Source organism: Enhygromyxa salina (genome assembly GCF_002994615.1).
In the GTDB taxonomy this organism is placed as follows: Bacteria; Myxococcota_A; Polyangia; order Nannocystales; family Nannocystaceae; genus Plesiocystis; species Plesiocystis salina_A.
In genome coordinates this window covers 1-14,344 of the sequence record NZ_PVNK01000221.1, presented here as the reverse complement: position 1 = coordinate 14,344, position 14,344 = coordinate 1, and the positions used below count along the sequence as shown (strand labels likewise).

Sequence of the window (14,344 nt, the reverse complement as noted above, 5' to 3'; positions counted from 1 at the left end):
GGTGAAGCGATCAGTCTGCGCTCGCGCGCTCGGCCTCGGCCTCGGCCTCGGCCACGAGCTCGAGCCGCCCGAGCGCGGCCTCGAAGTGCTGCGAGAGCGCCGAGTTCATGACCGGCGCGAAGTAGCCGCCAAGCACGGGCGGCAGCGTGCCCTCGTCGACCAGGGTCACGCGCACGAGCCCGCCGTCGAGCGGCTCGTAGCTGATCGAGCCATGGTTGTTGATCTCGTCGGTCTCGACCCGCCCGTCCCAGCGAATGCCCGTGGCCGGGTCTGCCTCGACCAGGGTCATGGCCCCGGTGCTCCCCTTCCCCGACCACGAGATCGTGGCCCCGACCCCGCTGCCCTCGACCTCGACCAACATGTCGGCGCCCTCGAGCTCGGGGTCGAACATCCACGCGTCCCAGCGCTCGAGGTCGGCGATCTGCGCGTGGATCTGGGCGACGTCGGCTTCGATGTCGACGCTCTGCTCGACGTGCCACTCGCGGGGCAAGAACACCCCAACGACGACGACGGTCACGGCCGCGAGCAGCAGCACGATCCCGACCCACTTGAGCATGAGCTTGGCGGACGGCGCTTCGCTGCCCGCGAGGCTCTCGTTGGTGGCGGCTTCGGTCATGGGCTCCCCTCGAGGCTGAGAAGATACGCGACGAGCTGCTCGAGCTCGGCCTCGCTCAGCTGTGAGGTCGTACCGTGCAGATCGTTGGGGTTCTTGGCCGTGAGCAGCGCGTACAGGTCCGCGGCCGAGCCGTCGTGAAGGTAGGGCGGCGAGTTCCACAGCGCGTGGAGCGTCGGGGTGTCAATCCCGGTCAGGGGCTCGCCGAGGCGGAGGCCCGAGCCGGGTCCGAGGGTCCCGACGTCGTGAAGTAGCGGGTCGGCCGGGGCCAGCCACATGCTGTCGGTCAGGCCCTCGCCGCCGTGACAGTCGCTGCACCCGAGCGCCGGGGACTCGAACAGCAGCTGCCCGGCCGCGGCCTCGGGCGTGAGCTCGCCGTTGGGTCCGCGCGCGGGGCTGCGCGGGTACGCGACGAGGCTCTCGACGTAGGCCGCGAGCGCGTCGAGATCGTCCGAGAGCCCGGCCTTGGGGTCGCCGAGGGGCTCGCTGACCGTGCCGCCTTGCCAGTCGGCCTCGTCGAGCAGCCCGGACCCGCCAAAGGGCCCGCGCATGTCGTGCTCGAAGTCCTGGATCTCGTCGAAGTTGGCGCTCCAGTGCACGGGCCCGTGGCCGACGCCCCCGCGCCCGAGCAGCGAGATCGTGTTGCGCAGGCCCTCGCCGCGATCGCTGAAGTCCCAGGTCCGGCGGTCGGCCTCGCCGTCGAGGTGACAGTGGGCGCAGGCGATGTAGCCGTGCTTGGCGAGGCGCGGATCGTAGGAGTCGTTGAACAGCTGCTTGCCGCGCAAGAGCTCGGGCGCGAGGGGCTCCTCGGTGACCAGCGCGATGACCTCGATCGGCTGCGGGAGCACGTCGTAGCTGCTGACGTCGTAGACCAGCAGCTCGCGCGACAAGCTCGCGTCGACGTAGAGGTGGCGGTCGTCGGGCGACAGCGCCACGCCCGACGGCGCGTAGCCGACGTCGAGCAGGGTCCCGGCCTGCGAGCCCGTGAGCGTGTCGTAGCGCTCGATCGCCCGGCCGCCGCGCATGGCCACGAACAGGTAGTCGCCGCGGCTCGAGTAGGTGCCCGCGGCCGCGAACCCGCGGTTGTCGAACTGCTTGCGGCGATCGAAGCTCTCGAGCCCGGGGACCAGGCCCATGCCGTCGGGCTCGCCGAGCTCGATGAAGGACACGACCGCGCGGACCGTGGTCTCGAAGGTCAGGGCCTCACCGCTGAGGTACTCGCCGTGAAGAAAATTGGCCTGGATGCTGGGGATCGCAACCTCGTCGGCGATCGGCGAGACCAGGATCTGATCGAGGTAGCTGGGGACCCCGCCGATCTCGGTGTCCGAGGGCGGCGTCGGGTCGTAGGCGAGGGTCACGAGCTCGACGGCGTCGGACGCGGGATCGTAGAGCGCGAGCTCGGCCTCGTCGTCGGGTGAGCGCCAGCGGCTGATCGCGACGCGGCCGTCGGGCCACAGCGCGAGCCCGCGGGCGTCGGCCAGGGCCGCGTGAAAGGACTCGGCGACCGGCTCCTGCGCGAAGTTGATCCGGGCCAGCGCGCCCGTCCCCGCCAGGCTCACGAACACCTCGTCGCCGCGGGCGAGCGCGGCCATCGGCCGGGAGCCACGCGGCAGGTCCCAGGCCGGCGCGGGGCCGTTGTCGTAGTCGATGATCTGGATCTGATCGGCGTCGGGGCACGCGACGATCACCTGGCCCGCCAGCCCCGGGCCGACCGCGCGCGGGCCCGTGCAGGTCGCGTGGCGAGCGACCTCGAAGGTCGGGGCGTCGGCGTCGCCCGAGCGACGCACGAGGACCAGCTCGCTCGAGTCCGGCGAGACCACCGCGACGGCGTCGTTGGCCGGATCGGCGATCAGCGTGCCCGTGTAGCGCGGCTCGTGGCTTGGCTCGTGGGTCGCGGTGATCGTCACGTTGGTCGCGAGCGAGTCGTTGTTGGCGTCGTAGACCGTGAGCACCGGGTAGTAGCGGCCGGGCGCGTCGTAGCTGTGGTTGGCCAGCGGCGAGGGCGTCGGCTCGGGCTGCGCGCTGCCGTCACCGAAGTCCCAGTGGTAGAGCACGGCCCCGACCGAGGCCGAGGCGTCGAGCTCCGTGAGCTCGTCGACGAGCACGTAGCGATCTTGGCCCGCGTCGGGCAGCAGCTCGCCGTCGCCGTCTCCGTCGCCGTCGCCGGTGTCGCCGTCTCCGTCGCCGTCTCCGTCTCCGTCTCCGTCTCCGGGGTCGCCGTCCCCGTCTCCGGGGTCTCCGTCTCCGTCTCCGGGGTCGCCGTCCCCATCCCCGTCTCCACCGTCAGTGGTTCCGCTCGCCTCGGACGCATCGGCCCCGCTCAGGTCGTCGCCGCACCCGATCGTCGCCAGCATCAGCACCGCGCCGAGCACGATCTGCGCCCCGCGCTCTCCCCTCAGCCTCTCGTCCGTCTCCACGGTCCGCACCCTACCCTGCCCGGCCTAGCCGGCGGTCGTGAAGCTCGCGGTGAAGGTCTGCTCGACCGGGTTGCCGCTGTAATCGACGACGCCGTTGGCCGTGATCTCGAAGGTGTAGCTGGTCCCCGGCTTCAGCAGCTGCTTGGGCGCGAAGTTGACGATCGCCTCCTGGGTCGAGATCCAGCCGTCGACGCGGGTCACGTCGGGATCGCCGTCGGTCTCGTAGAGCCGGACCGAGCCCGCCCACGCGCTCTTGGGCTCGACCATCTCGTTGAAGGTCACGCCGAAGCGGCTGCTGAGCTTGATGTCGGTGGCGCCGTCGGGCGGCCACACGAAGTTGACGTAGGGCGGGTCGGCGTCGGGTTGCTCGGCGTAGGGCGCGATCGCCGAGCCCTGGTTGGGGTTGGCCTCGTCGTCGACGCTGAGCACGGCGACGTTGCCGATCGGCGTGAGCGTGTCGAGGTCGCCGTCGAGGTCGAGCTCGGCGACGATCGTGACCTCGTCGGGGTCCGACCAGTCGTAGATCCGCGCGATGTTCGACTCGCCGACGAACGCGAGCTCGTCCTTCGGGAACACGTAGCCGCCGTTGCCCCCAGACTTGTTCTCGGCGTGGAACACCGGGTTCGAGGGATCGTGCAGATCCCAGATCAGGATCCCGCCGCCGCCGTCCTTGATCGCGAAGAAGCCGTAGCCCCCAGCCCAATTCGAGAAGTAGGACTCGCGCGGCTGGTCGAGGCTGTCGAGGATCGAGAAGTCCCCGCCCGCGATCGGCTGGGGGTTGTCGGGGACTGAGACGTCGAGCATGACCGTGCGCGGGCCCTCGGCGGCGCTGACCATCAACAGGTTGCCAACAACCTGGACCTGCCCGGCCCGGTGGGTGGGGTTGAAGTTGTATTGCTTGGCCAGGGTCGGCGCGAGGGGATCGGAGGCGTCGACGACGTAGATGCCGTTGTCGGCCCCGGCCACGTAGATCCACGGCGCCTGGTAGAACACGCTGAGGGTCACCCGGGCGTAGGCGTCGGGGTACAAGAAGCCCGGGAGCTCGAGCTCGGTCACGGCGCTCGGCGCCGCCGTGTTGCTGACGTCCCACAGCTGGAGCCCGCCCGAGAACCCCAGCAGCGGCTGGACGATCTCGTCGACGACCGCGTACCAGCTCCCGTCGACCTCGGCGAAGCCCGTGGCGTGGGTCTCTCGCATCTTGTCCGAGGTCCCGTAGCCGACCGCCTGCGGAGCGCAGGGATCGCTGATGTTGAAGAAGGTGATGCCGCCCCCGCCCCACTCGGGCGCCCACGGCATCATCAGGAGGCCGTCGAACATGACCACGAGGTTGTGGTGGTCGGTCGTGTCCCCGGCGCCGCCGTCGAGATAGGCGCAGTTTTGATAGAGCTGGTCGGGGGTGAAGCTGACGGCGGGACCGCCGGGGCCCGTGGTCCCGCCCCACGCGTCGGGCTCGGGGTAGGGATTTGGAGGATCGCCGTCGCCGTCGCCGTCGCCGTCGCCGTCGCCGTCTCCGTCTCCGTCTCCGTCTCCGGGATCGCCATCTCCGTCTCCAGGGTCACCGTCTCCGTCGCCCTCCCCGTCTCCGCCATCGCCGTCCCCGTCGCCGTCCCCGTCTCCGGTCTCGCTCGCCGCGTCGGCCTCAGCGCCGCTCGAGTCGCCGCAGCCGAGCGCGGCTCCCAGCGCGCACAAGCCGACGAACATCCCCGCACGCGTCAGGCCAGAACCTCGAACCGACATGGCCGGAGCATAAAAGCTTTTACGGCCAGGCTGCTAGCAGCCCGGGTCCTGAGCCGGATCCGGGGCCACGATCACGCGGTTCCGGCCCTCGGCCTTGGCCCGGTACAAGCACTGATCCGCGGCCTCGATCAGCTGCGAAGCGCGCTCGTACTGCGATCCCCAGATGACCAGGCCGATCGAGATCGTGATCGGGATCTGCTTGCCCTCGAACTCGAACTCGTGGTGCTCGATCATCCCGCGGATCAGCTCGGCGAACACCTGCGGCCCGGGGAGCTCGAACTCGTTGAGCATGACCACGAACTCCTCGCCGCCGTAGCGCGCGACGAAGTCGTGCTTGCGCGCGCGCCTTTGAACCAGCTGCGCGACCTCTCGCAGGACGTGGTCGCCCGCGCGGTGGCCGAAGGTATCGTTGCAGCGCTTGAAGTGATCGATGTCGAAGAGCAGCAGCGCCAGCGGCCGCGTGTAGCGATCGGCCCGGGCGACCTCGGTCTCGACCTTCTCGTCGAAGCTGCGCCGGTTGTGGACGCCGGTCAGGGCGTCGTAGCGGGTCATCGTGAACAGCTGCTCGTGGTAGGCAGCCTCGACGTTGCCGCCGCTGATGAACTTGAGCACGGTCCGCCCAACCTTGATCCGGTCGCCGTCGCGCAGGTACACGTTGCCGACCGGCTGGTCGTTGACAAAGGTGCCGTTGGTCGAGCGTAGATCTCGAAGCTGGGCGCCGCGCTCGTCGACGTGGACCTCGACGTGATTGCGCGAGACCGAACGGTGGTTGACGCAGATGTCGTTGTCGCGGCCCCGGCCGATCCTCAGGACCTTGACGTCGAGATCGTACTTGTGCCCGATGTTGTCGCCATGGATCACCACCAGACAGGCCGGGCGGCGGACCATGTCCTCGAGCGAACGCAGCGTCGTGACCACCGTAGGCTCACGAATGGCGGTCGCCGAATCGTCGGGCGGCACGGAGGTCATCCCACCCGAGCGTACCAGGTTGACAGGATATTGGCTCTCCTACACGCCCCTAGGAGCCACTACATGGACTTTTGGCCAAAAGCATGGCCGGCTTTGACTTTCGCGAGGGCTCGGTCGACAACCCTTCGACATGACCGAGCGTGACCCCTCCCTCGCCGTCGCCGACCCCGAGATCCACGAGCTTATCCTCGAGGAGGATCAGCGTCAGCGCCACAGTATTCGCTTGATCGCGAGCGAGAACTACGCATCGCGGGCTGTGCTCGAGGCTTCGGCCAGCAGCCTGGCCAACAAGTACGCCGAGGGCTACCCCGGCAAGCGCTACTACGAGGGCATGCAGGTCATCGACCCCCTCGAGCGCCTCGCGATCGACCGCGCCAAGGCGCTGTTTGGGGCCGAGCACGCCAACGTCCAGCCCTACAGCGGCTCTCCGGCCAACCTCGCCGTGCTGCTCGCGCTGTGTAAACCGGGTGACACGACCATGGGCCTCTCGCTGCCAGCCGGGGGTCACCTGACCCACGGTTGGAAGGTCAGCGCGACCGGCATCTACTACAAATCGGTCCAGTATGGCGTGCGCGAGACTGACCATCGCATCGATCTCGATCAGGTCCGCGCGCTGGCCAAGGAGCACCGCCCGAAGCTGATCTGGGTCGGTCACTCGGCCTACCCGCGGACCCTCGACTTCGCTGGCTTCGCCGAGATCGCCGCAGAAGTCGACGCCTACCTCGCCGCGGACATCGCCCACGTCGCCGGGCTCGTCGCGGGCGGCGTGCATCCGAACCCTGTCCCCCACTGCCACGTCGTCGCGAGCACGACCCACAAGACCCTCCGCGGCCCCCGCGGCGGGCTGATCTTGTGCCGCAAGGCTCACGCCAAGGCGATCGACAAGGCGGTGTTCCCAGGCCTCCAGGGCGGGCCGCACAACGCGATGACCGCGGCCAAGGCGATCGCGTTCAAGGAGGCCGCCCAGCCGAGCTTCCGCGACTACGCCGAGCGGGTCGTGGCCAACGCCAGGGCCCTGGCCGACGCCCTGCAGGAGGCCGGCCACACCCTCGTGACCGGCGGGACCGACAACCACCTGATGCTGATCGATCTCAGCCCCCGCGAGCTCTCGGGTCGCAAGACCGCGCACGCCCTCGATCGCTGCGGCATCGAGCTCAACGCCAACTCGATTCCCTTCGACAAGCGCAAGCCCTTCGATCCTTCGGGGCTCCGACTCGGGACCGCGGCCCTGACCTCGCGCGGGCTCGAGCCCGCACACATGAAGACGGTCGCGACGATGATCGCCCGCGGCGTCGACGAGATCGCCCGCTGCGAGGGCGCGGTCTCGGATGAGTTCGCAGACCGGATGCGCGGCGAGGTCTCCGAATTCCTGGCCGATTTTCCTGCGCCGGGGCTCTGACAGCACGTTCGCGCGGAGCCGGCTATGCTCCGCGCGTGCGACGATCTCACCCTCGTCTCCGAGGCTCGGGGCTGGCGCTTGGCTGCGCCGCGCTCGCGTGCGTGTTCGGGCTGTCGAGCAGCGGCTGCAAGGATCCACCCGATCCGGACCAGCGCGTGGCCCCGCCCGCGGTCGACAAGGACAAGGGCGACGCGCTCAAGACCGAGGCCTACCGTGAGGCGCTGGAGCTCGCGCTGCCGGACGCCCGCGCGGCGTTGATCGCCGCAGACCCCCTCGCGGCCTACCAGCTCGGCCTGGCCCCCGCCGCCACGCCCCCGCTGCGCTCGGCCGAGCGCCGGGCGCTCGAGCGCCTCAGCGATCCGGCCCGGGCCGCCCTCGACGAGCTCGACGAGTCCTACCTCCCGGGGGCCGAGGTCGTGATCCTTCGGGTGATGCGCTTCGCCTTCGCCCGCATCAACGACGATCTGCGCCGCCGAGCCCCCGCCGAACAAGACCCCATGGTTGGGCTCCACGCGATCTCGGCGACCCTCGACGAGCTCCGCTACCGCCTCGTCCACGACGACTGCGACACGGCCTGCCAGGCCCTGCCCGCGGCCCTGGCCGAGGACGTCGCCGCTTTGCGCGGGCAGCTGCGCGCGGCCTCGGTCGCGGGGGTGACCGAGGCCGGGCTCGCCAGCGCCGCGCTCGCGGCCGAGGCCCGGGCGCTGGCGAGTCGGCCCGTGGTCGCCCAGACCGAGCCGCTCGCGACCGGCCTCGAGCAGCTCGCCGCGGCCTGCGACGCGCACCGCAGCTGGCTCGAGCAGCTCGCGCTCGCGCTGCCCAAGGCCGATCGCCACGAGTGGACGGCCAAGCCCGCGCCGCGCAAGCTCCACGCCGACGCGGCGATCGAGCGCTTGCCGGCGATCCTTGGCGAGAGCGCGCTGGCCCGGCGGCTGTCCGTCGAGGAGCGCATCGACCTCGCGCCGGGTCCAGCCTTCGTCGAGATCGAGCGCCACGTCAGGCGCTGGCAGGCGCTGCGCGAGACCCTGGTCGGCGATCCCGATCCGCGCGCCGACGACCCCCCCAAACCCGTCGACGCGGCGCGCTGCGAGGCCGCGCTCGGCCGGCTCCGCGCCGGGCTCGAGGCCGTGCCCGAGGTCGGGCCCCCGTCCCTCGACTGCGCCCGCTACGTCGCGGTGATCGGCGACGGGCCGATCAGCGAGGGTCGGCTCGTGCTCGAGCTCCTCGATCTGGGCGTGATCGAGCCTCAGCGCCGGGCGCTGCGGACCGCCGAGCTGCCCGAGGTCGCGCTCGTCGCCGGGCCGTGGTCGGCACAGGTCCACACCCACCTGCGCCGCCTGATGCTGCTCGCGCGCCTGTCCGAGCACGCGGCGAGCGCCCACGCGATCGAGGAGGCCCGCCGCGCGCTGTGCTTGGCCGAGGCCGCCCTGTGGATCCACGCGCGCCTCGGACCCCCCGACGAGGTCGCCCTGACCGTCGGTCCGCCCTGCGCCGACATCGGCGACGCCGCGACGATCACCGCGCGGGTGACCGGAGATCCCCGCGCCGCCCTGGCCGGCTTCGGCCTGTCCTTGATCGGCGACGAGCCAGCGCGCATGGTCGGCTTCGACCGCTTCTTCTGGGCGCCGCTGGGGCTCATGAAGATCCTCGCCACGCCCAAGGGCATGCACCCCGACGAATACTCGCTGCCAGACGACCCCGAGCCCGCGCCCGACCCCGAGGTCGAGGTCGAGCTCGAGCAGCTCTGAGCCCGGCGAGCCCGCTGTTCATGGCGACCCTCGAACGCAGCGAAGACCTCGGCCGGCGCCTCGATCCGGACACCCGCGGGCGCCTCGACGCTGGCGAGCACGAGACCGTGGCCGCCGAGCTCGCTCGCGCCGACCGCCACGCCGAAGCCGGCTGGGTGCTCGAGCAGATCTGGGCGTTCGACAAGGCGACCGAGCACTACCTCAGCGCCGGCCGCCTGCTCGACGCCCTGCGCACGGCGCTCGAGGCCGGATCGCCCGGCCCCTGGCGCGCCGTGCTCGACGCCCTCGACGCCCACCGCGAGCAGCCGAAGCTGCTCCGCGACGCCGCGAAGCTGCTCGAGCGACGCGGACGCCACGACGACGCCGCCCACGTGCTCGAGCTGGCGGAGGCCGGGCCACAGCTGCGGGCCGCGGCCCTGGTCAAGGCCGGGGATCCGCTCGCGGCCGCCCAGACCCTGGCCGAGGCCGGGCTCCCGCGGCGCGCGCTCGAGGTCCTCGGCCCCCTCGACAACGTCGCTACTCTCGTATCTGGCACATCTGGCACATCTGCCGCGCCAGGCACGTCCGGCGCGACGGCTACGGGCGGGGCCTCGACGCCCGCGCGGCCCCGCGAGCACGCGCTGGCGGCCGCGCTGTGCTGGGATCTCGGCGACGCCGAGGGCACGGCGCGCCACGCCCAGCGAGCCCGGCGCGCGGGCGCGACCGAGGGGGAGCTCGGCCGCAGCGTGCGCGGCCTGCTGGCCCGAGCGCTGTCGAGCCTCGGCCACGATCTGGCGGGGCAGCTGGTCCTGGCCGAGGCCGACGACGCGGAGCCCGAGCGCAGCCCGGCCGAGCTCGCGCCGCACGGCCGCTATCGGGTCACCGCCACGCTCGCGGCCGCCTACGCGGGCGCCGCCTACGTCGGGGTCGACCGCGTGACCCTGCAAGAGGTCGAGATCCACTTGCTCCTCGCCGAGCAGGGCGACATCGATCAACCGGGGCCGCAGATCCACCGGGCGCTCGAGCGCTTCGCCGGGGCGGCCGAGCGCGCCAACGCTCTCGCCCGGCCCGCGATCCGCCCGATCTTGCGCCTCGACGCCGAGGTCGGGCTGCTGGTCATGCCGCGGCGCGAGGGCCCGGTCCTGCGCAGCCTCATCCGTCCGCCTGGCCTCGAGCAGGCGATCGCCCGCGCCCGCTCGCTGATCGCGTTCATGCTCGACGGGCTCGCGGCCGCCCACGCCGTCGGGCTCGTCCACGGCTCGCTGCTCCCCAGCCAGATCGTCTGCGATGCCCTCGGCCGCCCGCTGCTCGGACCCTTCGGCGCCCATCACCTGTCGGGTCTCGTCGCGACCCGCACCGGTGGCCTCGAGGAGCTCTTGTCGATGACGCCGCCCGAGCAGCGCGCGGGCGCCGAGCCGACCCAGGCCGGCGACATGTACATGATCGGCTCGCTGTGGGCCGCGCTGCTCACGGGTCGGTTCACGCCGACGCTCGCCGAGCTCCCGGCCAGCGAGCGCGACGAGATCGCGAAGATGCTCGACGAAGATCCCCGCGCCCGCCCCCCTGCCCGCGAGGTGCTCGCGCGCTTGCGGATGCCGGTCGATGATCTCACCGAGCTCGCGGCCGCGGCCCCGAGCCTCGACGACGCCGAGCTGCGCGCAGACGGCCTCGGGCCGGTCGAGATCGATCCGCGCCTCGGCCGGTCGGTCGACGTCGTCGCCGCCGAGAGCTGGACCGACACCGAGCTCGATCTGTTGTGCACCGCTCGCAACCCGTGGCTGCAGAACATCCTCGACCGCGAGGGCCGGGCCTTTCGCCTCGCCGCGTGGCCCGACGGCTGCCGGACCCTCGACGCCGACACCCGCTGGTCGAGCGTGCTCAACCCACGCGCGCTCGAGCTGCTCCACCCCGACGGCGAGCCCAACGCCCCGGACACGACCGACGCCCCGGCCAACGCGATCTTGCGCGACGCCGTGGTCTCGCGCATGGATGGCGCCGCGATCGTCGTGACGCCCGCGGGCGAGCTGATGCTGGCGCTGGACTGCCTCTTGACCCGCTGACCGAGGCGTCGAGCGGGCTCATTCCAGGAACGCGCGCACGCAGCCGTCGACGAACACATCGATCAGCGACTTCTCGTCGGGCACCGGGAACGCGGGGTGCTGCTCGTTGAAGCGGCCGTTGTTGAGCAGCGAGCACAGCCCGTGGACGGACGCCCACAGCTGGAAGGCCGCGAGCTCGATGTTGATGTCGTCGCGCCACGCCCCGGCCTCCTTGCCCTGAGCCATCGCCTGGCGCACGGCGTGGAGCGGTCGCAGGCCCCGACTGATCTCCTCGGGGGCGAGCTCGGTCCACTCGAGCTGGTCGTGCTCCATCAGGACCGAGTACAGCCACTTGTTGTCGCGGGCGAAGTCGATGTACCGGCGAGCGATCTGGCGCATCGTCTCGATGGGGTCGAGCTCCTGCTGCAGCGCCGGGCTCAGGGCGTCGTAGAGGAGGTCGATGCCGTAGACCCGGATCTCGCGCAAGATCGACGCCTTGCTCTCGAAGTGCTGATAGAGCGCCGTCGCGCTCACCCCCAGGCGCGACGCGATTCCGCGCATCGTCAGCCCATCTTCCCCGAGCTGACTGCCGAGCTCGAGACTGGTCTGAATGATGGCTTCCCTCAAACCTGCATTGCATCGCCGCGACACCAGCCTAGGATAACATCAATCCGGCTCATGAGTCCGGACAAAGCGCACCCGATCTCGTCGACGGGCGATGACCTCAATCTCGGTGAAGGTCCCGAGTGGTCGGTCGTCGTCCTCGCCACGCTATTGGTGGCAGTCGCACTGTGGTCAGTGCCAAGCGCGATTCAGGCCGGCGACGCTGGCGAGTTCGCCACCGTCATGCTCTCGGGTGGCGTCCCCCACCCCTCGGGCTACCCGTGGATGCGAGCGCTGGGATTGCTGGCTCGGGGGCTGTGGGCGTTGGGGCTGCCGCCGGCGACCGCGGCCGCGCTGCCGCCGGCGCTGTGTGGTGTCGCGGGCTGGCTGCTCATTCATCGCTGCTGCGTGCTGCTTGGGCGGCCGTGGGTCGGCGCCTTCGCGGTCTCGCTCGCCGCTGCGTCGCCCCTCGCCGTATTGCACGTCAACGACAGCGAGGTCTGGGGCCCACATCTGATGCTCGCGGGCGCGTTTCTTTACGTCGTCATTCGCACGCGGTCCGGACCACGTCCTTTTCTGCTGGGGATCAGCCTTGGCCTCGCCGTCAGCCATCACCTCACGGCGGTGTTGCTCGTGCCCCTGGCGATCGGCGCCGCGCTGCCGCGGGAGCGTGATCTCGTCGGGCTGCTGCGCAACGGGGCGCTCGGCCTCGCGGGCAGCCTCGTCGGCCTCTTGCCCTTCGCGAGCTTGCCACTCGGCGGCGGCGGCGGATGGCGTTGGGGCCAGGTTCAGACCTTCGACGGACTGCTCCATCACATTTTGCGCGTCGACTACGGGACCTTGAGCTTGAGCCTCCACGAAGAGGAGGTCGCCGCCGCCGACACGGTCAGCCGGGCGCTGGCGAGCGTCGCGGAGGTCCTCAGCGCCGGCCTCCTGAGCTCGACCGGGAGCTCGGCCGGGATCTCGGCGTGGATCGGAGCCGGCGCGCTCGTGCTCGTGCTCGCGCTCGCCGGGCTGTGGGTCCGCGACCATCGTGACGAGCTGTGGAGCGGCGTCGCGCTCGGCTGGGCCCTGAGCGTGCTGGCCAGCGCCCTGGCCTTCCCCGCCGCCCAAAACATCGACCCCACGGGGCCCTTCGGGGCCTGGATCCTCGAGCGCTTCGACCTCCTGACGATCCTGTTGTTGGTCGTACCGCTCGCCCTCGCGCTCTCGTGGCTCGGAGATCGCGTCGCGGCGGTCACCGACAAGCCGTGGCTGATCCGGGCGGGCGCGGGGGCGATCGCCACGGTCCTGATCCTGGCCCAGCTCGGCGCCGTGCTCGAGCGCGGTCGGCCAGCGGGCGAGCGGGGCGTCGAGCTCGCCGCGATCGATGTGGTCGCGAGCCCCGACCCGGCGGGCCCGGCGATCCCGAGCCGCGGCGAGATCCCGGTCCGCGCGATCGTGTTCGGGACCGAGGACCACCGCAGCTTCCCGGTGCTCTACGTCCAGGAGGTGCTCGGCGCCGGGTCGCACACCCTCTACATCGACGCCCAGCTCCTCGCCCACCCGTGGTACCGCGCGCGTCTTCGAGCCCGGGTCCCGAGCCTCCCCGACGTCGACAAGCCCCTGAAGATGATGGGCATGATCTGGTCCGACCCCGAGCTCGCCGCGGTCCCGATCTACCTCGCCAACGTGTTCTCGCGACCCGCCGCCGAGCTCCCGAGGGTCCCCGAGGGCGTGCTGTGGCGCGTGCCCCCGCCGCCGGAGTTCCCGAGCTACGCGGCGGCAGACTGGACCTTCGACAAGATCCTCGAGCGCCACCTCGACGCGTGCGCGCGCATGCGAGTCGAGGCCCCGGACTTCGCCGGGCTCACGCACCCCCGCGGGCACCCGTGGTCGGCGGATCTGTGGTTTGCCTACGTCGACAAGGCCCGGCAGCTGGCCGCGACGCTGGCCCGCGCCGGGCGGCAGGACGCGATCCCGGCGGTCGGCGAGGCGCTCGAGCAGCGGACAGGCGCGAAGCTCTGATTTGCGAAATCGCGCATCACACGCGAATTCTCGGCGAAATTGACCCCCAGCCTCGCGGCGCCGGGTTCAGAAAATCCTCGATCGCCGTCATACTCCCCCAATGCCCGTGCTCGAGCATGAACTCGAGGTCGCCATCGAGGTGGTTCGCCGCTGCGCTGCGATCGCGCTCGAGATCCAAGCCGGTGGTGACGACAGCCTTCAGACCACCGACAAGGCCAACGACCAGGGCCCCGTGACACGGGCGGACCTGGCGGTCGAGTCGGCGATCGTCGCGGCCCTGCGCGCGAACTTTCCCGACGACGCGATCCTGGCCGAAGAGAGCGCGGCGCAGTCGAGCTGGCGTGGCCACGACCGGGTCTGGATGATCGACCCCGTCGACGGGACCCGGGACTTCGCGGGCGGCGACCGGAGCTGGGCGATCCACGTCGGCCTGACGATCGCCGGCCGGCCCGCGCTCGGGATCGTCCACGAGCCCGGCCACGATCGGCTCAACTGGGCCATCAACCACGATCATGCCCAGCGCGCGTGGTATCGGCTCGGCACCGAGGGCGCGGTCGCGGCCCTGCATGGCCTCGGTCGCGTCGAGTCGCGCTGGCGCCTGGTCACGAGCAAGAGCCACCGCAGCGCCCGCCTCGACGCGATCATGAAGCTGCTCGAGATCACGCCCGAGCAGACGCTCCGGACCGCGAGCACCGGGGTCAAGGTATCGATGGTCGCGCGCGGCGAGGCCGAGATCTACGCCCACCCGACGGCCGGCACCAAGCTCTGGGACAGCGCGGCCCCGCAGGCGCTGCTCCACGCGGCCGGCGGTCGCCTGACCGACATGCGCGGCG

At 71.3% G+C, this 14,344-nt stretch carries 10 protein-coding genes; 5 read left to right on the top strand and 5 right to left on the bottom strand.

What is annotated here, in order from left to right:
- Positions 1 to 10: 10 nt before the first annotated feature.
- From ENSA5_RS25615 to ENSA5_RS25600, 4 genes are read right to left on the bottom strand one after another with little or no spacing between them, the layout of a single operon-like run.
- The gene (locus ENSA5_RS25615) at positions 11 to 616 is read right to left on the bottom strand and encodes an SRPBCC family protein (RefSeq protein WP_106394325.1); all 606 of its coding nucleotides are present in this window, start codon (positions 614 to 616) and stop codon (positions 11 to 13) included.
- The gene (locus ENSA5_RS25610; RefSeq protein WP_106394324.1) at positions 613 to 3,030 is read right to left on the bottom strand and encodes a PKD domain-containing protein; all 2,418 of its coding nucleotides are present in this window, start codon (positions 3,028 to 3,030) and stop codon (positions 613 to 615) included. The genes ENSA5_RS25615 and ENSA5_RS25610 overlap by 4 nt, the downstream gene beginning before the upstream one ends.
- Positions 3,031 to 3,054: 24 nt before the next feature.
- Positions 3,055 to 4,767 carry an Ig-like domain-containing protein gene (locus tag ENSA5_RS25605; RefSeq protein ID WP_146156112.1) on the bottom strand — a complete coding sequence of 571 codons (1,713 nt, stop codon included), beginning with the start codon at positions 4,765 to 4,767 and terminating at the stop codon, positions 3,055 to 3,057.
- Between the two features lie 33 nt (positions 4,768 to 4,800).
- Complete coding sequence (locus ENSA5_RS25600; protein ID WP_258183019.1) at positions 4,801 to 5,736, bottom strand: GGDEF domain-containing protein; 936 nt, start codon at positions 5,734 to 5,736, stop codon at positions 4,801 to 4,803.
- A 130-nt stretch (positions 5,737 to 5,866) separates the two neighbouring features.
- On the opposite strand from ENSA5_RS25600, the gene glyA reads away from it, so the two are divergent.
- From glyA to ENSA5_RS25585, 3 genes are read left to right on the top strand one after another with little or no spacing between them, the layout of a single operon-like run.
- Positions 5,867 to 7,135, top strand: a complete 1,269-nt coding sequence (gene glyA / locus ENSA5_RS25595) for a serine hydroxymethyltransferase (protein ID WP_106394322.1) — start codon at positions 5,867 to 5,869, stop codon at positions 7,133 to 7,135.
- Positions 7,136 to 7,170: 35 nt separating this feature from the next.
- Complete coding sequence (locus ENSA5_RS25590; RefSeq protein ID WP_146156111.1) at positions 7,171 to 8,883, top strand: hypothetical protein; 1,713 nt, start codon at positions 7,171 to 7,173, stop codon at positions 8,881 to 8,883.
- A gap of 20 nt (positions 8,884 to 8,903) precedes the next feature.
- Positions 8,904 to 10,922, top strand: coding sequence for a protein kinase family protein (locus ENSA5_RS25585; protein ID WP_106394320.1), 2,019 nt, complete (start codon positions 8,904 to 8,906; stop codon positions 10,920 to 10,922).
- Between the two features lie 18 nt (positions 10,923 to 10,940).
- Here ENSA5_RS25585 and ENSA5_RS25580 read toward each other — a convergent pair whose 3' ends face one another.
- Positions 10,941 to 11,552, bottom strand: a complete 612-nt coding sequence (locus ENSA5_RS25580) for a TetR/AcrR family transcriptional regulator (RefSeq protein ID WP_106394319.1) — start codon at positions 11,550 to 11,552, stop codon at positions 10,941 to 10,943.
- A 147-nt stretch (positions 11,553 to 11,699) separates the two neighbouring features.
- On the opposite strand from ENSA5_RS25580, the gene ENSA5_RS25575 reads away from it, so the two are divergent.
- Together ENSA5_RS25575 and ENSA5_RS25570 are read left to right on the top strand one after the other, a co-directional pair.
- Positions 11,700 to 13,511 carry a glycosyltransferase family 39 protein gene (locus tag ENSA5_RS25575; protein WP_181198142.1) on the top strand — a complete coding sequence of 604 codons (1,812 nt, stop codon included), beginning with the start codon at positions 11,700 to 11,702 and terminating at the stop codon, positions 13,509 to 13,511.
- Between the two features lie 100 nt (positions 13,512 to 13,611).
- Positions 13,612 to 14,344, top strand: a 733-nt coding sequence (locus tag ENSA5_RS25570) for a 3'(2'),5'-bisphosphate nucleotidase CysQ family protein (protein ID WP_106394317.1), incomplete at its 3' end; no start/stop codon positions are given.